General features: G+C 71.4%; 19 protein-coding genes. 7 read left to right on the top strand and 12 right to left on the bottom strand.

Annotated elements, in window-relative coordinates; translation table 11 throughout:
• From Q8S40_RS11055 to Q8S40_RS11010, 10 genes are all read right to left on the bottom strand, one after another.
• Nucleotides 1–1394, bottom strand: a 1394-nt coding sequence (locus tag Q8S40_RS11055; protein ID WP_305670435.1) for a DEAD/DEAH box helicase, incomplete at its 3' end; no start/stop codon positions are given.
• Between the two features lie 150 nt (nt 1395–1544).
• Complete coding sequence (locus Q8S40_RS11050; RefSeq protein ID WP_305670434.1) at nt 1545–2279, bottom strand: hypothetical protein; 735 nt, start codon at nt 2277–2279, stop codon at nt 1545–1547.
• A gap of 64 nt (nt 2280–2343) precedes the next feature.
• Nucleotides 2344–2886 (bottom strand): MOSC domain-containing protein, encoded by a 543-nt coding sequence (locus tag Q8S40_RS11045; protein ID WP_305670433.1) that lies wholly within the window; start codon nt 2884–2886, stop codon nt 2344–2346.
• A gap of 26 nt (nt 2887–2912) precedes the next feature.
• Nucleotides 2913–3380: a DUF2214 domain-containing protein gene (locus tag Q8S40_RS11040; protein WP_305670432.1), complete on the bottom strand. Its 468-nt coding sequence runs from the start codon at nt 3378–3380 to the stop codon at nt 2913–2915.
• Between the two features lie 6 nt (nt 3381–3386).
• Nucleotides 3387–3773, bottom strand: coding sequence for a DUF6152 family protein (locus Q8S40_RS11035; protein ID WP_305670431.1), 387 nt, complete (start codon nt 3771–3773; stop codon nt 3387–3389).
• Nucleotides 3774–3852: 79 nt separating this feature from the next.
• Complete coding sequence (locus tag Q8S40_RS11030; RefSeq protein WP_305670430.1) at nt 3853–4095, bottom strand: acyl carrier protein; 243 nt, start codon at nt 4093–4095, stop codon at nt 3853–3855.
• A gap of 5 nt (nt 4096–4100) precedes the next feature.
• Complete coding sequence (locus Q8S40_RS11025; RefSeq protein ID WP_305670429.1) at nt 4101–5780, bottom strand: AMP-binding protein; 1680 nt, start codon at nt 5778–5780, stop codon at nt 4101–4103.
• Nucleotides 5777–6793 (bottom strand): hypothetical protein, encoded by a 1017-nt coding sequence (locus tag Q8S40_RS11020; protein WP_305670428.1) that lies wholly within the window; start codon nt 6791–6793, stop codon nt 5777–5779. Before Q8S40_RS11020 ends, Q8S40_RS11025 begins: the two co-directional genes overlap by 4 nt.
• Complete coding sequence (locus Q8S40_RS11015) at nt 6790–7899, bottom strand: DUF1796 family putative cysteine peptidase (protein WP_305670427.1); 1110 nt, start codon at nt 7897–7899, stop codon at nt 6790–6792. Before Q8S40_RS11015 ends, Q8S40_RS11020 begins: the two co-directional genes overlap by 4 nt.
• A 78-nt stretch (nt 7900–7977) precedes the next feature.
• Nucleotides 7978–9813: a class I SAM-dependent methyltransferase gene (locus Q8S40_RS11010; RefSeq protein WP_305670426.1), complete on the bottom strand. Its 1836-nt coding sequence runs from the start codon at nt 9811–9813 to the stop codon at nt 7978–7980.
• A gap of 255 nt (nt 9814–10068) precedes the next feature.
• On the opposite strand from Q8S40_RS11010, the gene Q8S40_RS11005 reads away from it, so the two are divergent.
• Nucleotides 10069–11106, top strand: coding sequence for a ligase-associated DNA damage response exonuclease (locus Q8S40_RS11005; RefSeq protein WP_305670425.1), 1038 nt, complete (start codon nt 10069–10071; stop codon nt 11104–11106).
• Between the two features lie 202 nt (nt 11107–11308).
• A complete protein-coding gene (locus Q8S40_RS11000; RefSeq protein WP_305670424.1) occupies nt 11309–12916 on the top strand; it encodes a cisplatin damage response ATP-dependent DNA ligase in 1608 nt (535 codons plus the stop codon).
• 3 nt (nt 12917–12919) lie between these two features.
• On the opposite strand, the gene Q8S40_RS10995 is transcribed toward Q8S40_RS11000, so the two are convergent.
• Together Q8S40_RS10995 and Q8S40_RS10990 are read right to left on the bottom strand one after the other, a co-directional pair.
• The gene (locus Q8S40_RS10995; protein ID WP_305670423.1) at nt 12920–13582 is read right to left on the bottom strand and encodes an N-acetylmuramoyl-L-alanine amidase; all 663 of its coding nucleotides are present in this window, start codon (nt 13580–13582) and stop codon (nt 12920–12922) included.
• Nucleotides 13583–13690: 108 nt separating this feature from the next.
• A complete protein-coding gene (locus tag Q8S40_RS10990) occupies nt 13691–14461 on the bottom strand; it encodes a TerB family tellurite resistance protein (RefSeq protein ID WP_305670422.1) in 771 nt (256 codons plus the stop codon).
• Between the two features lie 153 nt (nt 14462–14614).
• Here Q8S40_RS10990 and Q8S40_RS10985 point away from each other — a divergent pair, with 153 nt between their 5' ends.
• The 5 genes from Q8S40_RS10985 to Q8S40_RS10965 all read left to right on the top strand — a co-directional run bounded on the left by Q8S40_RS10985 (nt 14615) and on the right by Q8S40_RS10965 (nt 21936).
• Nucleotides 14615–18286, top strand: coding sequence for a hydantoinase B/oxoprolinase family protein (locus Q8S40_RS10985; protein ID WP_305670421.1), 3672 nt, complete (start codon nt 14615–14617; stop codon nt 18284–18286).
• Nucleotides 18287–18308: 22 nt separating this feature from the next.
• Nucleotides 18309–21155, top strand: coding sequence for an AsmA family protein (locus Q8S40_RS10980; protein WP_305670420.1), 2847 nt, complete (start codon nt 18309–18311; stop codon nt 21153–21155).
• A gap of 108 nt (nt 21156–21263) precedes the next feature.
• Nucleotides 21264–21542: a hypothetical protein gene (locus Q8S40_RS10975; RefSeq protein WP_305670419.1), complete on the top strand. Its 279-nt coding sequence runs from the start codon at nt 21264–21266 to the stop codon at nt 21540–21542.
• 32 nt (nt 21543–21574) lie between these two features.
• The gene (locus Q8S40_RS10970) at nt 21575–21757 is read left to right on the top strand and encodes a metalloregulator ArsR/SmtB family transcription factor (RefSeq protein WP_305670418.1); all 183 of its coding nucleotides are present in this window, start codon (nt 21575–21577) and stop codon (nt 21755–21757) included.
• 11 nt (nt 21758–21768) lie between these two features.
• Complete coding sequence (locus Q8S40_RS10965) at nt 21769–21936, top strand: hypothetical protein (RefSeq protein ID WP_305670417.1); 168 nt, start codon at nt 21769–21771, stop codon at nt 21934–21936.
• Nucleotides 21937–21968 lie beyond the last annotated feature (32 nt).

Here is a 21968-nt window from a genome sequence, read left to right as displayed (position 1 = left end):
GCGGCAGGGCCGCGGATATGGACCATGCCCTCGGAATCGCGGAACAATCGCCGAAAACGGTCGTAGGATTGCAGCGCGTAGCCGCCGTCCTCGACGAAGCGCAGCGCGTCGTCGAAATCCTGGCGCGTCAGCGCGGCATAGGGGGAGGCGCGCAGGATTTCCACATACAGATCATCCGGGTGGAACGGGCCGGCCACCGCGCAGGCCAGAATGTGCTGGCACAGCACGTCGAGGCCGCCTTCGCGCGGCGGATCGCCATCCAGTTCCTCCGCCGCGATGGCCTGGCGGGCGGCGACGCATTCGATGACCTCGAATCGGTTGGCCGGCACCAGCACCGCCTGGCTCGCCTCATCCATCCGATGATTGGCGCGGCCGATGCGCTGCAGAAGTCGCGAGACGCCCTTGGGCGCGCCGACCTGCACCACCTGGTCCACCGCGCCCCAATCGATGCCGAGATCCAGCGAGGCAGTCGCCACCACCGCGCGCAGCCGGCCCTCCGCCATCGCCGCTTCCACCTTGCGGCGCTGTTCCACCGTCAGGCTGCCATGGTGCAGGCCGATCGGCAGGTTGTCGTCGTTCAGCCGCCACAGCGCCTGGAAGCAGAGTTCGGACTGCGCGCGGGTGTTGACGAAGACGATGGTGACCCCCGCCCCGCGAATGCGCCGGTACACCTCCGGCATCGAGGCGAGGCCCATATGCCCGCCCCAGGGCAGGCGGCCCTCCGGCAGCAGGATGTCGAGGCTCGGCGCCGCCCCGGGCGCGCCCTGCACCAGCGCCACATCGGTGGCGACCCCGGTGGGGGAGAGGAAGGCGCGCAGCGGCGTCGGGTGCGCCACCGTGGCGGACAGGCCGATGCGGCGTGCACTGGGCGCCAGCGTGGCCAGCCGCGCCAGGCCGAGCGCCAACTGGTCGCCACGCTTGCTGCCGGCCAGCGCATGGATTTCGTCCACCACGATGGCGTGCAGCCCGGCGAACATCTCGCCGGCATCCGGCAGGGTCAGCAGCAGCGCCAGGCTTTCCGGTGTGGTCAGCAGGAAGTTCGGCGGGTCCGTGCGCTGGCGGGCGCGGCGATTGGCGGGGGTGTCGCCGGTGCGGGTCTCGATGCGGATCGGCAGGCCCATCGCCTCGACCGGGGCGGTGAGGTTGCGGGCGATATCCACCGCCAGCGCCTTGAGCGGCGAGATGTAGAGCGTGTGCAGCCCCGGACGCGGCCTCTCATGCAGATCGACCAGGGAGGGCAGGAACCCCGCAAGCGTCTTGCCGCCGCCGGTCGGCGCAACCAGCAGGGCGCTGGCGCCGCCCTGCACGGCGCCCAGCAAGGCAAGCTGGTGCGGCCGCGGCGCCCAGCCGCGCGCGGCGAACCAGGTCTGAAAAAGTTCCGGCAATGTTCCCATTCGCCAGGGAATATGCTGGCGGTTCAGCGAAAGGGGAAGGGGGTGCCTGCGCTCAGCGCGGCACCACCGCCAGGACAACGGGCAGGTTGAAGCGGCGCCACCAGAACGGCCAGCGCAGCAGGCGCAGCGTGCCGCTCTGGGTTCAAGCGTTTATCGGCTTGAGGGAAAAGGATCGAGCGGTGGCCCTGCTTCGGCTGGCCCACCCACCACGAAGTCATCGAGCAGCACGAGGATGCGCCTGCGTAGACCTGCCCAATCAGCGAGGTGACGACGGTCGAGAAACATCGAAACCTCGATGTCGCGCCACACCAGCATCCACCGGCAGGAAAGCCGCACACGCTCCCGCAGTGGCCGCTGCAGCACAAACGGCGCGTTCGCTGACAAACAGAAAATCGCCTCGGGCAGCGGCGATCCGTCGAGTGCGCGCCGCGGCTCGCGCGGCACAAACATGTCCTCACGTCTAGCGTGTGGGCCTGGCGGCACAGGCAACGCACGATAGTAGATAAGGCCTTCTGGCACTGGCGGGCCATCCGGGCCGTCCAGTAGATCGGCCTCCTCAGCCGGTTCGTGCCCAATATCGCGAGCACGGATGGTGATTCTGCGACGGATCAGGTCGGTGCCGGTGAAACGGCGCTGCTCGCCCACGGTGACCACCACAGCCTCGCGCACCCGCCCGCCGGGGTAGTAGGAGTCGGTCTGCCGGTTGTAGGGGCGGGCGTCGGCGGCGAAGGCTTGTATCGTGAAACCGTCGTTGCCGAAGATCGTTGCCACATAAGGATAGGGCAAATGGAGCGTGATGCCGCGCAACACGAGCCGCCAGTGGTCCGGATGCCGCTCCGGGCGGGAGGACGGTTGCGCGGCCGCGGGGCTGAGGAGCAACAGCACGCCACAAAAGAAGGCCAGCAGCGAACAGGAACGTGCACCGAGGCGCATAACGATTACGATGCTTTCACACCTTCTCCAGCGCCAGATGCGGCTCCGCCGGCCATTCCACCCGCACCGCATCGCCCGGCGCCAGGTCCCCGCCCTCGATCACCACCGCCATGATCCCGGCCCGCAGCAGCAGCGCCCCATCCGGCGCCCGCTCCAGCGTCGCCTTCATCAGCCCCTTCTGGAAATCATCGAGCTGGTAACAGGGGTTTCGCAGCCCGGTCACCTCCGCCACCGCCGACGCGCCCAGATACAGCCGGGTGCCGCGCGGCAGGGCGAACAGGTCGATCCCTTCCGTGGTCACATTCTCCCCCATCGCGCCCGGCGCCACCTCGAAGCCGCGGGCGCGGAGCGATTCCAACTGCTCCGCCGGGATCAGGTGCAGTTGCCGCAGATTGGGCTGATTCGGGTTCACCTTGACGCGGGACCTATGCTTCACCGTCACGCCGCAATGCGCATCGCCCTGCACGCCGAGGCCGGCCAGCAGCGTGATCCGCCCCTGCACCGGCTTGGAGAATAAGTGGCCAGACGCCGCCGCCACCGCCACAACCCGACCCGTCATTCCTGATTCTCCGCCTGACGCGGCGGTTATTGCAGGAATCCGATCCAGCGTCCCGCCAGCAGCGCCCCCAGCCAGGCAGCCAGCGAAATCCCGGCCGCCACCCGCAGCCTGGCCGCCACGGCGCCGCCCGCCAGCGCCGCGCGCCAGGGCCGCCCGGCATGCAACAGCGCCAGATTGGCCAGCGCCAGGGCCAGCAGCCCGAGCTTCACCAGGAAGGCCGGATTTTCCAGATAGGTGGCCGGCCGCGTGCTGAACAAGGCGAGGCCGGTCAGCGCCGCCAGCCCCAGCCCGGTGGCCGCCACCCGCACCAGCGGCGGCGCCAGATGCGGCAGCGCCGCGGCGCGGAACAGCCCGAGCAGCCTGAGATCCAGCGTCACGATGGCGCCGACCAGCAGCCCGAGGCCCAGCACATGCGTGGCATTGACCAGCAGATACAGCGTGACCGAGCCGCGCAGCGCCACGGCGGGCGCCGACGCGGCAATCAGTTCCAGCACGCGCCGTCAGCCGCCCTGGATGCGCTCCGGGTAGAAGTCGAAGCGCTGGCTGCCGACGGTGACGCGCACCGCCTTCATCCGCCGCTCGGCGCTGTCGCGGGACCGGTTGCCAAGAGCCACGATTTCCTGCCCGGGCCGTACCGAATCCTGCGTGAAGCCGGCGCGCTCGGTCTGGCGCGGGTTGCCGAGTTCCACCGTCCAGCTCTGCCCATTCGCCTCGACGCGGATCGTCGGGTGCGGCGGGCCGACATAGACCTCCCGCACCGTGCCGGTCAGCGTGCCCTGGTCACCCTCCGCCCAGGACCAGCCGTGATGCGCCAGCGCGCTGCCGCTGGCGGCCATCGTGCCCAGCAGGCCGAGCGCGCCGCGCCGGCCGAGTTTCATGGATTGCATGTCATCCTCCTTGCCCAGACCTGCGCGGAGGTTGGGGCGAATCACGCGGATTTCGAGCGGCCGCGTGATGACATGCCGTTCAACCCGGCAGGCGCGCCGCGACGAAGGCCACCAGGTCGCCGAAGGTGGGGCATTGCGCCAATTGCTGGGCATCCACCGCCGCGCCGGTCTGGCTCTCGATCTCCACGCTGATCAGCGTGTGGTTCAGGCTGTCCCAGCCCGGCACATCGGCGGCCTCCATCTCCGGCGACAGCGCGATCTCGCGGTCGCCGATGACCTCGCGCGCAATGGCCTGCAGATCGGCGAGGGTGAAGGCGGGCATGGGGGTCACTCCGGACTGCGAAATTGTTCGAGGTAGCGGCGGCGGTTGGCGTCCCGGCTGATCTTGCCGCTGGTGCTCTTCACCAGCCAGCGATCGGCGACGATGCGCACGTCGCGCGGCTTCACCAGGAAGGTCTCGGTCAGCATGCGGCTGATGGCGGCACGGCTTTCGGCGGCGGGTGTTCCGGCGGTCTCGTCCTGTTCGGCCACCACCACCAGCTCCTCGCTGCCGGTCTGCGCGCTTTCCACGCCGAAGGCCACGGCGCGGCCGGGGCGCAGGCCGGGGATGCCGGCGAGTGCCGCCTCCACATCGCCGGCGAACAGGTTCTTGCCGTTGACGATGATGATTTCCTTCAGCCGGCCGAAGACGAAGACCTGGCTGCGCAGCACCACGCCGAGATCGCCGGTGCGGAACCACCCATCCGGCGACGGCCCGGCACCGCCCCGATAGCCGCCAAACAGGAAGGGCGCGCGCAGGCCGATTTCTCCGTAGTTGCCTTCCGGCAGCACGCGCTCTCCGTCGAAGACCGCGAGCGTGACGCCCGGCAGCACCCGGCCGGAGGACAGCACCAGCTTGCGGCCGGGCGGCGCCTCGTCGCCCAGCCACCCCTCCGGCACCATCTGGCCTGGGGTGACATCGGGCGGCACCGCCAGGCCGATGCGCTCGGCCGGGCTGCCCTGGCTGACGGCGAAGACCGTCTCCGCCATGGCATAGCAGCCAACGACCGAACCGGGCCGCACGCCCCAGCCGGCGAAGGCGGCCTCGAAGTCCTTTGCATCCACCAGGCGGCAGGGTTCGGAACAGTCGATCCACAGCTTCATGCTGCCCAGCCGCGCCGGCTTCAGCGCGCGGTGCAGCCGGGTGAAGTGGCGGAAGGCGAAGTTGGGCATCCAGGCGATGTCGCAGCCATCGGCCTCGATCATCTCCAGGAACCGGCCCGGCGCGCCGATCCACTCAAACGGGTCGAGGAGGGAGACGCTGTCGCCGCCCAGCATCGGCAGCAGGAAGCCGGCGATCAGCCCCATGTCGTGATACAGCGGCAGCCAGGAGGCGACGCTCAGCCGCCCGACGCCCAGCTCCGCCCGCAGCCCCGGCCAATAGGCGGCGAACTGCCCCGCCAGCATCCGCCCGCTGATCGCGACCGCCTTCTTGATGCCGGTGGTGCCCGACGAATGCTGCACGAATAGCGGCGCGTCGGAAGCGAGCCGTGCCCGCAGCGCATCCAGCGCCGCCACGCTGTCCCCCGTCGCGGTGGCCGGGGCCAGGCGCACGGCGCGCGCGAGGTCCGGGTCGATGCGGCGCACCGTCTCCGCCGTCGCGGCCTCCAGCACGCAGATCGCATCGGGCGCGATGGCGGCCAGGGCGGCGCGCTGCTGGTCGAAGAAATGCCGCTGGTCCTGCAAGGGGGAGGCCGGCGGGAAGAAGGCGCCGAGGCGGCCGGCAGCGGCGATGCCGAGGAACAGCGCCATCGCCTCCGCCCCCGTCGCGCCGATCACCAGCACCAGCCCGCCGGGCGGGGTATGGGCCTCCACCCAGGCGGCGCGGGCGGTGACGCGCTGCCAGAAATCGCGGCCGGTCAGCGCCTCGCACTGGCCCTGGCGCCAATGGCGCAGCACCACCCGGTCCAGCAGCGCCGGGTCCAGCAACGCCGGGTCCAGCAGGTCGGCCGGCAGCGGCGCGGTCATGCGGCCAGGCCCCAGCGCGCCAGGCAGGCCAGCAGCGCCTCGGCATAGCCCTGTTCGAAATCGAGGCCTTCCGCGCTGTCGGCCTCATCATCATTGGCCCAGACATAGCGCTGATGCGGGTAGGGCGCGGCGACCAGCGCCGTGGCCTCGTCGAGCCATTCCAGCCCGCTGGCGCCACCCCGGCGGGGCTGGCTGGTCAGGATCAGGCGGCTGTCCTTCTGGCCGGTGGCCTGGGCCAGGGCCGCGCGCAGCGGGGTGAGGAAGGCGGGCGGGGCTTTCAGCGGCAGGTCGATCCGGCAATCGCCCATCAGGAAGACCAGCCCCGGCTGCCGGCAGGAGTCGCGGAATGCCGCGGCCCGCAGCGCCAGTGAATGTCGCAGTCCGGCGTAATCCGGGTCCAGCCAGGCGGGGCCGCGATGGTGGTTCCACACCGCGCCGCCATCCTGGCGCATGGCGATGCGCTGGCCCTGCGGCGTGGTGGTTTCGCGCATCACTGCCGGATCGGCATAGCCCGCGAAATCCTGCGCGATGGCGCCGGCCACCGTATCCGCCTTGTGCAGCGCCAGGCAGAACGGGTTCTGCAGCGCGATGAATTGCGGGGCGTCCCGAAAGCCCCAGCGATTCACCAGGGTCCAGGGCAGGCAATGCAGCCCGAGCGAGACCAGGGTCAGCGGGCCGCTCCGCCGTGCCTGCAATTGCAGGCGGAATGCCTGCCGCCGCGCCACCGCCTGCCAGACCGGGCGCAGCCCCGTCTCCGCCGCCGCCCGCCCCCGCAGCCCATCGAGCAGCGATTGCAGCAGCGCAGGCTCCAGGCAGGCGCGTTCGCCAAAGCGCAGCAGGAACAGCAGATGCGGCAGGGACGGGTCCGGGATCGCGCCCAGATGCAGGATCGCCTGGCGCAGCAGGGCCTGGAAGGCGGCGTGCTCCTCGGCATGGAACAGCCTTCGCAGCCGTCCGCCGAGCGGCGCTTCCCGGCTGGGATCGAAATCCAGCACGGCGGCCGCGCCCGTCATGCCTGCGCTGGCGGCGCGAGGCGGTGCAGAACGCCCCAGCGCAGCAGGCTGCGGATCAGTGTCAGCATGTAGCCGCGCTCGAACGCCTGCCCCGCCGGGCTGTCGGCGGCGGCATCGTCGTGCCAGACGTAGTCGGTGCCGGGGTAGGGGCAGTAGGCGAAGGTGGTGGTGGCGTTCACCTGGTGGCTGGCGGCTTCGCGGCGATGCGCGGTCTGGTTGGTCACCAGGATGCGGTTGCCGGCATGGCCGGTGAAGCGGGCCAGCGCCGCATCCAGCCGTGGCAGGAAATCCAGCTTTTCCTCCGGGTATTCCACCTGGCAGCCGGCCAGCAGGAACACCGCATCCGGCCGGCGACAGGCGGCGCGGAACAACTCCACCTTGGCGGCCAGGCTGGCGCGCAACGCGGTGGCGTCCTGGCCCAGCCAATAGGGCCCGCGATTATGGTTCCAATGCGCGCCGCGATCCCTCCGCATGGCCATTTCATGCCCGCGCGCGGTGGTGACGACGCGGATGGCCTCGGGGGTGCAATAGCCGGCGAAATCATCCTCTAGCGCCGCGATCATGCCGGGAATGGTGTGGCCGGCGAGGGAGAAGGGACCGAACAGCGCGGTGAAATCCGCCATCCGCCGCAGGCCCCAGCGGCCCGGCATATGCCAGGGCAGGCAGTTGGTGCCGAGCGAGATCAGGGAAACGCTACCGGCGAAGCGCGCGGGCAGGGCCTCGCGGTAATTCTGCCGGCGGCGCACCGCACGCCAGGTCAGCAGAAGTTCTGGTTGCGCCAGGGCGACGAGGCGGGTGGTGTCCAGCCCGGCCGCGATCTCGGCCGGCGGCAGGCAGCAGCGTTCGGCAAAGCGCAGCAGCGTGGCGAGCCATTGCGTGGCATCCGGCGGCGCCCCGGCGCGGATCAGCGCGGCGAGCTGTTGGCGCGTTGCCTGTTGCAGCCCGGCATAATCCTGCAGTTCGAACAGGTAGCGCAGTTGCGCGAAGCCGGCCTGCGGGTCCGCCGCGGCATCAATTCCGTCCAGCGCCCGCGTGGCGGCGGGCAGGTCGCCGGCTTCGCGAAGCCGCGCCGCCTGGCGGAGGGGGGAGGCGTCCGGAGTTGTCATGCCTGCCATGTGTTCGGGCGAAAGCGCACCGGCCTCGCCACCTGGTTCATGCCCCTGGGGTTCAGGACCCTCGGGTCTTCACGCCCCGTCTGGCGGCACTGCCCCTGGGGCGGCCGGGGTTCCTGGGGGGCGAGTGGCGGATTTGTGCAGGGTAATGCCCATCTCGGCAAGGTCGCGCAGGACGAGCTGGCCGATTCGCTGATAGTCCCGCCGGTTTTCCGCCCAGCCATCGCGCCCCGGCTTGGCGCCCATCTGGCTCCCCGAATGGCCACCCAATTGGCCGGCCGCAGCAAGGCCCGGCAGGCCGTGCAGCCGTACCTGGCGCCAGAAGGCCTGGCCGAGCGCCCGGGCCAGATCCAGGTCCAGCTCCAGCTCCAGGCTGTCCTCGGCCAGGGGCTCCTGCGCATCCGGCGTGGTGGGTGCCGGGGCCAGGCTGTCCCGGTCCTCCTCCTCCGGCCCGCCGAAGCGCGGTGCGGCGAGGCCGGTGGAGAGGTGGCCGCGCAGCGCCTCCGCCGCCTCGGGCCGGACCAGCTGCGCCACAACATGCAGGTCACGGCCGCCGAGATCGGCCGCGGCGCCATGGCCGGCGAAGGTCACCTCGAAACCGAAGCGCTCCAGCAGCGGGCGGATCAGGCCGAAGCTGAGATATTCCAGCCGGTCGCTGACCTGGCCGGGATTGGCGTAGCCCTGCGCCAGTTCCGCCAGCAGCCGGGCAAAGCCCTGCTCCGTCGTCGCATCCGCCACGCTGAAGACCAGCCAGCCGCCTGGCCGCAGCAGCAGCGCGGCGTTCAGCCAATAGGCGACCAGATACTGCAGATCGACATGGACCAGCGCATCGATGCTGAACACCGCATCGATCTCGCGCGCCAGATGCTCCCGCTCGAAGGCGGCCAGGATGCCATCCGGGTGCAGCGGGTCGATCGGCAGGAAGCCGAGCCGGCCGCTGGCGACGGCCTCCGCCATCCGGGCGGCCGCCGCCTGCATGATGCGGTCGCTGACATCGAAGACAGTCAGCTTCACGGCCGGATTGGCGCGCAGCACCTCCGCCGTGTAGCGCCCATCGCCCAGGCCGATCTCGATGGCGTGCCGCCAGGTCTCCACCGCCGCTGGCCGCAGCAGCCGGTCCAGCACCGCGTGGGCCGGCGGGCCGTCGGGCCGCGCGGCCATGGCCCGCGGCGCGTGGCGATCCCACCATTCGGCGGAGGACAAGGCGGGCTCCGGCGCAGCGGAGGGCCGCAGCGCAGCGCGGAAGGCCTCCGCCCGGTCCGGCTGAACCAGGATGGCGGAGAGATACAGGTCGCGCGGTGGCCGGCCTTCATGGTTCGACCACGGCTCCAGCAGCTCCACCACGAAACCGAGGCGGCCGAGCACGGCGCGCACGATCTCGGCCGAGGTCCAGGCGAATTTCTCGCCGGGCCGGCCCTGGAAGCGATGCGTGCGGCGGATGTCGCGCAGGATTTTCTGGAAACCGGCGATGGTGGTCGGATCGGCCAGCGTCATCAGCAGGCGCCCGCCGGGGCGCAGCACCAGCGCCGCGTTCAGCCAATGCGTGACCAGCGTGGGCAGCCCGGCCTGCTGCATGGAATCGATGCCGAACACCGCATCCACCTGCCGGACCTGCCCTGCTTCGATGAGGGTGGCGAGCATCGCATCGGGCCGGGCCGCATCCAGCAGGCGCGGCAGCAGCCGCCCCGCGGCGACCGCTTCCGGCAACCGTGCGGCCGCGGCATCCCGCGCGGCCTCGCTGGGCTCGAAGGCCCAGCAGCGGGACGCGGGGCTTGCCTGCAAGACGCGGCCGCCAAACCGGCCGCCGCCCGCAATCTCCACCACATCGCGCCAGCCGGTCACCCCGGCCGGGGTGAACAGCTTGTCGAAGACACGCTGCGCGCTGGCATCCGGACCCCAATCGGGCATGGCGGTCCGGGGCGGCTCAGGCCGGCCGGCCGGGCCGTGAATCGTCATCGCGCCTCGCTCAAACGGGTCTCCTCCGGCATCGCGTCGGTATCAGACGGTAGTCGTGCAAGCATTCCGTGCAAGTCTTAACGCTATCAGCAGCCTGCCAGGGATGGAAGGGTTGCATGGGCGTGCCGATCGGCCGTGCGTCCTGGAAACCCTTGATTCCCCGGTCCCTGTGCCGAAATCCAGTCAATGCCCCACCCCGAAAGCTGGATGCGCGTGACCCCGCAGGGCCTGTACTGCGTGCCCGGCGATTTCTTCATCGACCCCGGCCGGGCGGTGCCGCGCGCCATCATCACCCATGGCCATGCCGACCACGCCCGCCCGGACCACGACCATGTGCTGGCCAGCGAGGCGACGCTTGCCATCATGCAGGCGCGGATGGGCGAGGGCCGGGCCGGCCGGCAGCGCCAGGTGGCCACGCCGGGGGAGGTGGTGCGGCACAAGGACGTGGAGATCAGGCTGGTCCCGGCCGGGCATGTGCTGGGATCCTGCCAGGTGGTGCTGGATTGGCAGGGCAGCCGCATCGTCGTCTCCGGCGACTACAAGCGCCGCCGCGACCCGACCTGCGCGCCCTTCGAACCGGTGCGCTGTGATGTCTTCGTGACCGAGGCCACCTTCGGCCTGCCGGTGTTCCGCCACCCCGATGCGGCGGCGGAGGTGGCGCGGCTGCTGGAAAGCCTGCGGCTGTTCCCGGACCGCGCGCATCTGGTCGGCGTCTATGCGCTGGGCAAGGCGCAGCGGCTGATCGCGCTGCTGCGGGAGGGCGGTTGGGATCGCACCATCTACCTGCATGGCGCGCTGCTGAAGCTGTGCGAGCTGTATGAGGATTTCGGCGTGCAGCTCGGCCCGCTCGCCCCGGTGCCCACCCCGGCGAAGCGCGGCGGCGGCGGCTTGCTGGCAGGCGAGGTGGTGCTGGCGCCGCCGAGTGCCGAGGCCACCGCCTGGGTGCGCCGCCTGGCGGAGCCCTTGATCTGCGCTGCCTCCGGCTGGATGCGGGTGCGCCAGCGCGCCAAGGCGCGGGGCGTGGAACTGCCGCTGATCATCTCCGACCACGCCGATTGGGACGAGCTTCTGGCGACGATCGAGGAGGTGCAGGCGCCGGAGGTCTGGGTGACGCATGGCCGCGACGATGCGCTGGTGCACGCCATGGCGCTGCGCGGCGTGCGCGGCCGGGCGCTGCATCTGCTCGGCCGCGGCGAGGAGGATGAGGACGCCGCGCCGGCCGAGCCGGCGGAGCAGCCGGCGTGATCGCCGGAGGCAACCCGCGGCGGCCAAAGGCCCCGGCCACAACCTGCGGCGGCCCTCGGCCGCCGAGGCGCCAAACGGCGCCCGCCGGGGGAGGCATCGCAACCTGCGGCGGCTTTTGGCCGCCGAGGCGCCGAACGGCGCCCGCCGCCCCTGCGGCGAGCCAAGGGCGCGGAGCGCCCGCCCGGCGCCTGAGGGTCAAAAAGTGACTCTCCCGGCCTTTGCCTATCTGCTGGAACGCCTGGCCTTCACGCCGGGCCGCCTCGCCAAGCTGGCCCTGCTGCGGCAGTGGTTCGCGACACAGCCGGACCCGGATCGTGGCATCGGCCTCGCGGCTTTGACCGGCGAGCTGGTATTCCGCGCCGCCAAGCCCGGTATGGTGCGGGAGCTGGTGGCGGCGCGCACGGACCCGGTGCTGTTCGGCCTGTCCTACGACTATGTCGGCGACCTGGCGGAGACGGTGGCGCTGATCTGGCCGCCGCGCCCGGGCGTCAACACGCCGCCGCCGGGCCTCGCGGAGGTGGTGGAGGCGATGGACTCCACGCCGAAGGCGGCGCTGCCCGGTCTGCTGGCCGGCTGGCTGGATGCGCTGGATGCCAATGGGCGGCTGGCGCTGATCAAGCTGGTCACCGGCGGCCTGCGCGTCGGCGTCTCCGCACGGCTTGCAAAGACCGCGCTGGCCGAATGGGCGGGCCAGGATGTGGCGGAGGTGGAGGAGGTCTGGCACGGGCTGACGCCGCCCTATCTCGACCTGTTCGCCTGGCTCACCGGGCAGGGGCCGCGGCCTTCGTCCGAGGATCGCCCGGTGTTCCGCCCGCTGATGCTGGCGCACCCACTGGAGGAGCCGGATTTCCCGACCATTGGACCCGAAACGCATCGCGCCGAATGGAAGTGGGACGGCATCCGCGTTCAGCTTTCGGCCACGCCTGGCGGCCGCGCGGTCTGGTCGCGCGGGGCGGAGGAGATTTCGGGCGGCTTTCCCGAAATCCTCGCCGCGATGGAGTTCCACGCCGTGCTGGATGGCGAATTGCTGGTGATGCGGGACGGCGAGGTGGCGCCCTTCGCGGACCTCCAGCAGCGGCTGAACCGCAAGCTGGTCAGCGCCAAGATGCAGGCGAGCCACCCCGTCGGCGTGCGGCTGTACGACATGCTGTTCGACGGTGCGGAGGATCTGCGCGCGCTGCCCTTCGATGCCCGCCGCGCCCGGCTGGAAGCCTGGTTCGCCCGCACCCGCCCGGCGCGGATGGATCTGTCCGAACTGATCCCCTTCACCAGCATGGCGGAGCTGGAGGCGATCCGCGCCGGGGCGCGGGAGGCGGCGATCGAGGGCCTGATGCTGAAGCGCGCGGATAGCGACTACGCCGCCGGGCGCCAGAAGGGGAAATGGTGGAAGTGGAAGCGCGCGCCGCTCGGCGTGGATGCGGTGCTGATGTACGCTCAGCGCGGCCACGGCAAGCGCAGCAGCTTCTATTCCGACTTCACCTTCGGTCTGTGGCGCCCGGATGGGCAGGGGGGGCAGGAGCTGGTGCCGGTGGGCAAGGCCTATTCCGGCTATACCGACCAGGAACTGCTCTGGATCGACCGCTGGATCCGCAACAACACCACGGGCCGCTTCGGCCCAGTGCGGGAGGTGGAGAAGGCGCTGGTGATCGAGGTGATCTTCGATGCCGCCCAGCGTTCCGGCCGCCACAAATCCGGCGTCGCCCTGCGCTTCCCCCGCATCGCCCGGCTGCGCACCGACAAGCCGGCGGCGGACGCGGACCAGCTGGCGACGCTGGAGGCGATGATCGCGGGGGAGGAGGCGGCCGAGTAGCGGTTACGCCGAAGCGGCGGCCACCGCGGCCAGCCGGCGCAGCGTCTCCGCATCCGCCTGGCCATCGATGCGCGCTTGCCGCCAGCGTCGCTGGAAGGCGCGCAGCAGCACGGGCAGCGGCAGGTCGGTGCGGTAGCCGATGCGGCCGAGCAGGGTCAGTGCATCCGCATCCGGCGCGACCTCGCCCTCCGGCCACAGGCCGACGCCATTGGCGGCGAGGCCCTGCCAGTCGAACAACTCGCCCGGATCTTCCTTGCGATCCGGCGCGATGTCCGAATGTGCCACCACATCGCGCGGCGCGATGGCGTGGCGGGACAGGATGCCGAGGCACAGGTCGCAGACTGCGGCCATCTGCAGGGCCGGGAAGGGGCGGTAGCCGAATTCATGGCCGGGATTGACGATCTCGATGCCGATGGAGCGGCCATTCAGCAGCGTGTTGCCACGCCAATGGGAAACCCCCGCATGCCAGGCGCGCCGATCCTCCGGCACCAGCCGGAACACGGCGCCATCCTCCTCCACCACATAATGGCTGGAGACACGGGCGGCGGGGTCGCGCAGCCGGGCGATGGCCGCCGCGCCGCCTTGCATGCCGGTGTAGTGCAGCACCAGCATGTCCACCGGCTGCGGGCGTTCATCGTGGTTCGGGCTGGGCAGGTCGCGGATCAAAGGCCCCTCTGGCGCGGTCTCACAGCCCGCGCTGCCGCTTGATGCGGTCCCGATCCGCGGCGCGCAGCGCGGAGGTTCTGGCGAAGGCCTGGGACCGCGGGCGCGGTCTCACAGCCCGCGCTGCCGCTCGATGCGGTCCCAGGCGGCGTTGATCTCGGCCACTTTGCGGGTCGCGCGATCGACGAATTCGGCGGGCACCCCGCGGGCGGCCAGGCCATCCGGGTGGTTCTCCCGCATCAGCTTGCGCCAGGCGAGGCGCACCTCCTCATCCGTCGCGGTGGCGGGCAGGCCGAGCACGGCATAGGCGTCGATTTCCTCGACCCGGCGCTGCGCGGCGCCGCCCTGGCCGGCCTGGCCGCCCTTGGCGCGGTCCCAGGCCGCGGCATCCAGGCCGAAACGCTGATGCACCCCCTGCAGCACCCGCAATTCGCCCCGGGTCATCGGGCCATCGGCGCGGGCGATGTAGAACAGCGCCGCCAGAACATCCTCCAGCATCGCGCGGTTGTCGGCGAAGGCCTCGCCCAGCCTTTCGGCGAAGGGCTCCCAGCCGCCGGTGTCGCGGCGGGCCTCGTCGAACATCTGCGCCACTTCGCGCATGTTCTGCGGCGGGATGCGGAACATCGCCTTGAAGGCGTCGATCTCCGCCCGCTGCACCGGCCCATCCGCCTTGGCCAGCTTGGCCGAGAGCACGATGACCGAGATCGCGAACAGGGTTTCCCTGTTGCCGAGCAGGGCCGCAAGGTCCGCCGCCCCGGGCCCGACGCGCCCGCCCGGCCCCTGGTCCGCCGCATGGCCGAGCGCCGCGCCCATCACCGCGCCAAGCGGCCCGCCGGTGACGAAGCCGGCGACCCCGCCCAGCAATTTGCCCCAGATGCTCAAGCCTGCCTCACCTTCGGTCCGGGGTGTCCTAGCATGGGTGGAGGCCGGGCTACAGGGTGCGTGCCAGGCGGGGCTAATCATGCCGCATCGCACCAGGCGGCCTTGCGCGCCGCTTGCCGGGATGTGATCAGCGATTGAGCGAAGGAGCATGGCATGAGCGGCTGGCAGTTCTGGATCGATCGTGGCGGCACCTTCACCGATATCGTGGCGCGCGACCCGGCCGGGCGGCTGTCCACACGGAAGCTGCTATCCGAGAATCCGGGCCGCTACCGGGATGCCGCGGTGGCCGGCATCCGCGCCTGCCTGGGCCTCGCGCTGGACGCGCCAATCCCGCCCGGCACCATCGACGCGGTGAAGATGGGCACCACGGTCGCCACCAATGCGCTGCTGGAACGCAAGGGCGAGCGGGTGCTGCTGCTGGTCAATCGCGGCTTCGCCGACATGACCCGCATCGGCAACCAGGCCCGCCCGCGGCTGTTCGACCTGCAGGTGAAACTGCCCGAATTGCTGCAGGAGCAGGTGGCCGAAATCGGCGGGCGCATGGCCGTGGACGGCACCGAGATCGAGGCGCTGGACGAAGCGGCGGCCCGCGCTGCCTTGGCCGCCGCGCATGCCGCCGGTATCCGCGCCGTCGCCATCGCCTTCATGCATGCCTGGGCCTATCCGGCGCATGAGCTGCGCGTCGGAGAACTGGCGCGGGAGGCCGGCTTCACCCAGATCAGCCTGAGCCACGAAGCCAGCCCGCTGCCGCGCATCGTGCCGCGGACGGACACTACGGTGGTGGATGCCTATCTCTCGCCGATCCTGCGCCGTTATGTGGAACAGGTGGCGGGCGAGCTGCGGGCCTCACCAGCGGACGCCGCCGGGGGCGAAGCCGCTGAATCGCCCGGGCAGGCGCCCGTAAAGCTGTATTTCATGCAGTCCTCCGGCGGGCTGGCGGAGGCGCGCAGCTTCCAGGGCAAGGACGCCATCCTCTCCGGCCCCGCCGGCGGCATCGTCGGCGCGGCGCGCACCGCCGCCATGGCGGGGTTCGAGAAGATCATCGGCTTCGACATGGGTGGCACCAGCACCGATGTCGCGCTCTATGCCGGGGAATTCGAGCGTGCCTTCGAAACCCAGGTGGCCGGCGTGCGGATGCGTGCGCCGATGATGGCGATCAACACGGTCGCCGCCGGTGGTGGCTCGATCCTGAAATTCGATGGCGCGCGCTTCCGCGTCGGCCCGGAAAGCGCCGGCGCCGTGCCTGGCCCGGCCTGCTACCGCCGTGGCGGCCCGCTGACCGTGACGGATGCGAATGTCATGGTCGGCAAGATCCAGCCGGACCAGTTCCCGGCGATCTTCGGGCCGGAGGGCAACCAGAAGCTGGACGCCGCGGTGGTGCGCGAGAAATTCGTGGCGCTGGCCGCCGAGATCGAGGCCGCCACCGGCCAGAAGCAGGACCCGCTTGCGGTGGCGGAGGGTTTTCTGCGCGTTGCCGTCGCCAACATGGCAAACGCCATCAAGCAGGTCTCGATCCAGAAGGGCCACGACGTCACCCGCTACGCGCTGCAATGCTTCGGTGGCGCCGGCGGGCAGCATGCCTGCCTCGTCGCGGATGAGCTGGGCATGGAGACGGTGTTCATCCACCCCTTTGCCGGCGTGCTCTCCGCCTATGGCATGGGCCTCGCCGACCAGAGCGCGATCCGCGAGGCGGCCGTCGAGGCGCCCCTGAGCCCAGGGACGATGGACGATCTGGCCCAGCGCCTGGATGCGCTGGACCAGGCGGGGCGGGAGGAGCTGGTGCGCCAGGGCGCCGCCGCCGCCGCCCTGCGCGCCGCCCGCCGCCTGCATCTGCGCTATGCCGGCACGGACAGCTTCCTGCCGGTGCCCTTCGGCACGCATGACCAGGTGCTGGAGGCTTTTACCAGTGCCCACCGCCAGCGCTTCGGCTTCGCCACGCCGGAGCGGCAGGTGGTGGTGGAAGCCTGCGTGGTGGAAGTGACCTCCCCCGGTGAGCAAATCGACGAGGCAGCCCTGGCCGAGCGTGCCGCCGGCGAGACCGCGCCGTCTCTTGCCACCGTCGAGCTTTTTGCCGCTGGCACAGCGCACCAGGCCCCAGTGCTGGACCGAGAGGCCCTGCGCGCGGGCGATCGCATCGCCGGCCCGGCGCTGATCCGCGAGGCCATCGCCACCACGGTCATCGAGCCGGGCTGGACCGCGGAGGTCACCGCGCGCAACCACATGATCCTGCGCCGCACCACGCAGCGCGAAGCGGCGCGCGTGGCGGATGCGTCGCGCGTCGATCCGGTGATGCTGGAGTTGTTCAACAACCTGTTCATGTCGATCGCCGAGCAGACCGGGGCGGTGCTGCAGAACACCTCGCTGTCGGTGAACATCAAGGAACGGCTCGACTTCTCCTGCGCCATCTTCGACGAGACGGGGCGGCTGGTGGCGAATGCGCCGCATGTGCCGGTGCATCTGGGTGCGATGGGTGAAAGCGTGCGCACCGTCATCCGCTCCCGCGCCGCCACGCTGCGGCCGGGCGATGTCGTGGCGCTGAACAACCCGTTCAATGGCGGCACGCATCTGCCGGATGTCACCGTCATCACGCCGGTGTTTGATGAGGCCGGGACGGAGATCCTGTTCTTCGTCGGCTCCCGCGGCCATCACGCCGATATCGGCGGCCTGACCCCCGGCTCGACCCCGCCCGGATCGAAGACGCTGGAGGAGGAAGGCGTCGTCATCGACGACTTTTTGCTGGTTGCCGAAGGCCGGATGCGGGAGGTGGAGTTTCGGCAATTGCTGGCCTCGGCCCGCTACCCCGCCCGCAGTCCCGACGTGAACGTGGCCGACATCACCGCGCAGGTCGCGGCCAACGAAAAGGGCGTGCAGGAATTGCAGCGCGCCGTCGCCGATTTCGGGCTGGAGACGGTGCGCGCCTATATGCGCCATGTGATGGACAATGCGGAGGAGGCGGTTCGCTCCGTACTCGACCGCCTGGCCGATGGCAGCTTTGAGACCACCATCGATGACGGCACGCCACTGAAAGTCGCGGTACGCGTCGATCGCAACAAGCGCAGCGCCGTCATCGACTTCACCGGGACCGGGCCGCAGCGGCCGGATAACTTCAACGCCCCCGCCGCGGTCTGTCGTGCCGTGGTGCTGTATTGCTTCCGCAGCCTGGTGGGGGAGGAGATCCCGCTGAATGATGGCTGCCTGGTGCCGCTCGAGATCATCGTGCCGGAGGGATGTTTCCTGTCCCCGCGACCCGGTGCGGCCGTCGTCGCCGGCAATACGGAGGTCAGCCAGATGACCTGCAACGCCCTGCTCGCGGCACTCGATGCCTGTGCCTCCGCCCAGGCCACCATGAACAACGTGCTGTTCGGGGATGCGCTTTACCAATACTACGAGACGGTCTGCGGCGGCACCGGCGCCGGCCCCGGCTATGACGGCACCTCCGCCGTGCAGACGCATATGACCAACACGCGCATGACGGACCCCGAAGTGCTGGAACTGCGCTACCCCGTGCGGCTTGAGGAATTCGCCATCCGCCGCGGCTCGGGCGGCGCCGGGCAGTGGGTGGGCGGCGATGGCAGCCGTCGGCGCATCCGCTTCCTGCGGCCGATGGAGGCCGTGATCGTCGCCTCCCGCCGCCGCGTCCCGCCGCATGGGCTGCATGGCGGCGCGGCCGGGGCGCCCGGGCGGCAATGGGTGGAACGCGCCGATGGCACGCGGGTGGAGATGGCAGGCTGCGACCGCGCCAGCCTGAACCCGGGCGATGTGCTGGGGCTGGAGACGCCGGGCGGCGGCGGCTGGGGCAGACCCGGGGGCACACCGGCCGCCTGATGATGACCGGACCAGCCTCGCCATGAAGCGCCTTCTCGCCGCGCTGCTGCTGCTGGTCGGGCTGGTCGTGCTCGGCCTGTGGATCGGGCCGCGCTTCGTGGATTGGGAACCTTGGCGCGCCCGGCTGGCCGAGCTCGCCTCCACCCAGCTCGGCCGCCCGGTCACGCTGGAAGGTCCGGTGCAACTCACCCTGCTGCCGCAGCCCGTGGTGCGCGCGGGCGGCGTCGCGGTGGGCGAGGCCGGGGAGGAATACAGCTTCACCGCGCGGCTGCTGCGCGTGCGGCTCGACCTCGGCGCGCTGATCGGCGGCCGCCTTTCGCCGCGGGAGATCGCGCTGGTCGGTGCGGATTTGACCCTGCCCTGGCCGCCCGGCCCGCTGCTGGCGCTGCGGCCACCAAGCTGGATCACCCAGCTCGACGCCAATCTGGAGGATGGCCGGGTTCGCGTCGGCGATGCGGTGCTGGAGGGGGTCTCCGCCCGGCTGACCTCCGGTGGCCTGGCGCAATCGCTGGAAATGGCCGGCGCCTTCAGCTGGAATGGCCGCGCCACGCGCTTCACCGCCTCCCTCGGCCGGCCCGGCTGGGACGGCATCGCCACCTTCGAGATGGCCGTCGTGCTGCCGGAGATTCTCGGCAATGCGCGCGGCGTGCTGATCCCCGGCACCGGCTTCGAGGGCCAAATTGAGGTCAGCGGCCCCGATCTGGCCACCATCCTGCCCAGCCCGCCCGGGCCCTTCCGCGCCGCCGGCCGGCTTTCCGCCTCCGCCGAGCTGATCGCGGCCGATGAGCTGGCGATCGAGATCGCCGGCAACCCGGCACGCGGCGCGGTGGCGCTGCGGCTGCTGCCGGCTCCACGGCTGGATATCGCGCTGGTCGCCAGCCGGCTGGACCTGGATGGCTGGGTCAGCGCCCTGCGCGCCGGGACGACGCGGCCCTGGCCGATCTCGATCGACCTGTCGGCGGAGGCCGGGCTGTATCGCGGCCTCACCCTGCGCCGGCTGCGTGGCGCCGCCTTCCTGGAGGATGGCCGCCTGACGCTGTCCGACATCTCCCTGTTACTGCCGGGGGAGACGCAGCTCGACCTGGCCGGCGCCACGGCCGGGCAGCGGCTGGAACTGGTGGCGCGCTTCGCCGGGCCGGACCTGCGTGCCAGCCTTGCCGCGATGGGCCTGCCGGTGGCGGAGCTGGACCCCACCCTGCTGCGCCGGGGCGAGGGCCGGATGCGGCTGGTGCTGGAAGACACCCAGGCGGCCATGCCGGAATTCACCGCGAGCTTCGGCGATATCCAGATCTCCGGCGCCGGCGTGCTGCGCCATGGCGCCCGCCCGGCGCTGGGGCTGGGGCTGTCGATCGATACGCTGGACCTGGCGCGCTGGCTGCCGCAGGGCTTCGACCCGGTGCGCGCCGGCCGCGGCCTCGGCGCCGTCGATCTCAATCTGCGGCTGGCGGCGGACCGTGTGATCCGGGGCGAGGCGGTGCTGGAGCGCGCCGCGCTGGATGCGGCGCTGGAAGGCGGGCGGCTGACGCTGCGGCGCCTGTCCGGGCGGCTCGCCGGGGTGGATATCGCAACTTCCGGCGTGCTGGCGCTGGCGCCGCAGCTGCGCCTGCAGGATTTGAATTTCGAGGCCACCGGCTCCTCCGCCCGCGACCTGGTCCTGCTGCTGCCGGGCGACTGGCCGGATCGCACCGCGCTGGCCGAGCAATCCGTGGCGCTGCGGCTTTCCGGCGGCGGCACGATGGAGGCGCTGGCGCTGCGCGGCACGGCGGAGCTGGGCGAACTGCGGCTGGAAGCCTCCGGCACGCTGGATGTACCGCAGCGCCGCGGCAATCTCGGCATCACGCTGCGCCATCCGGGCGCGCCACGCCTGCTGTCCGAGGCCTTCGGCCTGAGCGCCGGGGAATGGCTGGGGGAGGGCTCCTTCTCCCTGATCGCCTCGCTGGCCGCCGGACCGCGGGGCATCAGCGCGGAAAGTTTTGAACTGGTGGCCGCGGCGCTGCGGGCGCGTGGCGCGCTGGCGCTGGATACGGCGCTGCCGCGGCCACGCCTGAGCGGGCGCGTCACGGCGGAAAGCCTGCCCCTGCCCTTCCCGGGCTGGCGGGCGCTGGACCCGCTTGGGGTGCAGGCGCTGCGGGGGCTGGATGCGGAACTGGCGCTGGAGGCCGGGCGGGTCGCCATCGGCGGCGCCACCGCGGAGGAAGCGATCGCCATCCTGCTGCTGTCCGAGGCCGGCTTCCGGCTGGACGGCCTGCGCGCCCGCCTCGCCGGTGGCCGGCTGGAGGCGACGCTGACTGGCGAAACCCAGCCCGGCCTGCCACCGCGCCTGGCCCTGGAGGGCCGGCTGACCGGGGCGACGCTGGGGGAGAAGCTGTTCGGCCTGCCGGTGGACCTCGCCGCCGCGCGCGGTGATGTGGGCTTCACGCTGGCGGCGGTGGGGCATTCCCCGGCCGCGCTGATTTCCACCCTGTCCGGCCGATTGCAGCTCGACCTGCGGGATGGCGTGCTGGCGGGCCTCGATCTGGTCGGCGCCTCCGCCGCCAGCGCCGGGGCGGATGCGCTGGCGGCGGAAGCGGCGATCCGGGAGGCGCTGCTCTCCGGCGCCACCGGCTTTGAGAGGCTGGAGGTGGAGGCCGCGCTGGCAGCGGGGCGGCTGCGGCTGGAAGCGGGCCGGCTGGTCGCCGAAGGCGGCGCCACGGCCAGTCTCGGCGGTGAGATCGACCTGCCGCGGGCCACGCTGGACCTTCGCCTGCTGGCCCGGCCGGCGGTGCCGGAGGCGCCCGACCTTGGCCTGCGCCTGACCGGCCCGGCCGCGGCGCCGCGGGCGCTGCCGGAGACCTCCGGCTGGGCGCGCTGGCGCGCGGAGCGCGGCTGAGGCAGGGCCACGTGGCCGCGCCCTGAAGCGCCTCTCCCGATATTGTGATGCATCCGATGCGGGCTCCTGGAGCGATTCCACGGGGCCAACCGCCTTCGGAGACGTGTCGTGGATCAAGCCGATTGCGTGCTGCCCAACCCGCTTCAGCTCCGCCGCCTGCCCGACAAGATCCTGCTGGCCTTCCATGAGGCCTGCGACCAGGGCGACCTGGAGATCGCGCGGCGGCTGCTGGATTGCTGCGAGATGGCGATGCGCAACGCCGCCCAGCCGGTGCAGGAGCGCCGCCGCGCGGCCGTGACGCTGTGCGCCGCGCATGAACGCCTGTGGTTGCTGCGCAACCGGGATGAGGGAACGCGATCGTGCGGAAACAGTAAACCATTTGGTTGACTCTTTCGGCGGGGCGGCGCATATTCAACCGTATGGTTGAGCATCAAGCGCACATCCTGGATAGCGTCTTCCACGCCCTGGGCGATGCCACCCGCCGCCGCATGCTGCGGGCGCTGGCGGAAGGCGAGCGCACGGTGGGCCAGCTCGCGCAGCCCTTCGCCATCTCGCTGGCTGCCGCCTCCAAGCACATCAAGGCGCTGGAGGCGGCGGGCTGATCCGGCGGGAGGTGCGGGGCCGAACCCATCTGTGCCGCCTGGCACCCGCCCCACTGGCCCGCGCGCATCAGTGGCTCGCTTTCTACGAAGGCTTCTGGACGACGCGGCTGGATGTGCTCGACCAGCTCCTCCGCGAGGAGGATGCGCGCCCCACCCCCGCCGCCGAAGGAGATGCGTGATGACCGAGATCGTGACCCTGGAGCCGCATGGC

The organism is Falsiroseomonas sp. (assembly GCF_030695085.1).
Classification (GTDB): domain Bacteria; phylum Pseudomonadota; class Alphaproteobacteria; order Acetobacterales; family Acetobacteraceae; genus Falsiroseomonas.
This window is presented reverse-complemented; position numbering and strand designations above follow the sequence as displayed.

Excerpts from the sequence above, each read along its gene's own strand:
- Q8S40_RS11030 (WP_305670430.1), bottom strand. The coding sequence starts at position 4,095 with ATGCCCGCCTTCACCCTCGCCGATCTGCAGGCCATTGCGCGCGAGGTC.
- Q8S40_RS11035 (WP_305670431.1), bottom strand. The coding sequence starts at position 3,773 with ATGCAATCCATGAAACTCGGCCGGCGCGGCGCGCTCGGCCTGCTGGGC.
- Q8S40_RS10985 (WP_305670421.1), top strand. The coding sequence starts at position 14,615 with ATGAGCGGCTGGCAGTTCTGGATCGATCGTGGCGGCACCTTCACCGAT.
- Q8S40_RS11045 (WP_305670433.1), bottom strand. The coding sequence starts at position 2,886 with ATGACGGGTCGGGTTGTGGCGGTGGCGGCGGCGTCTGGCCACTTATTC.
- Q8S40_RS11020 (WP_305670428.1), bottom strand. The coding sequence starts at position 6,793 with ATGACGGGCGCGGCCGCCGTGCTGGATTTCGATCCCAGCCGGGAAGCG.
- Q8S40_RS11025 (WP_305670429.1), bottom strand. The coding sequence starts at position 5,780 with ATGACCGCGCCGCTGCCGGCCGACCTGCTGGACCCGGCGTTGCTGGAC.
- Q8S40_RS11015 (WP_305670427.1), bottom strand. The coding sequence starts at position 7,899 with ATGACAACTCCGGACGCCTCCCCCCTCCGCCAGGCGGCGCGGCTTCGC.
- Q8S40_RS10980 (WP_305670420.1), top strand. The coding sequence starts at position 18,309 with ATGAAGCGCCTTCTCGCCGCGCTGCTGCTGCTGGTCGGGCTGGTCGTG.
- Q8S40_RS11005 (WP_305670425.1), top strand. The coding sequence starts at position 10,069 with ATGCGCGTGACCCCGCAGGGCCTGTACTGCGTGCCCGGCGATTTCTTC.
- Q8S40_RS10970 (WP_305670418.1), top strand. The coding sequence starts at position 21,575 with ATGGTTGAGCATCAAGCGCACATCCTGGATAGCGTCTTCCACGCCCTG.
- Q8S40_RS11010 (WP_305670426.1), bottom strand. The coding sequence starts at position 9,813 with ATGCCCGATTGGGGTCCGGATGCCAGCGCGCAGCGTGTCTTCGACAAG.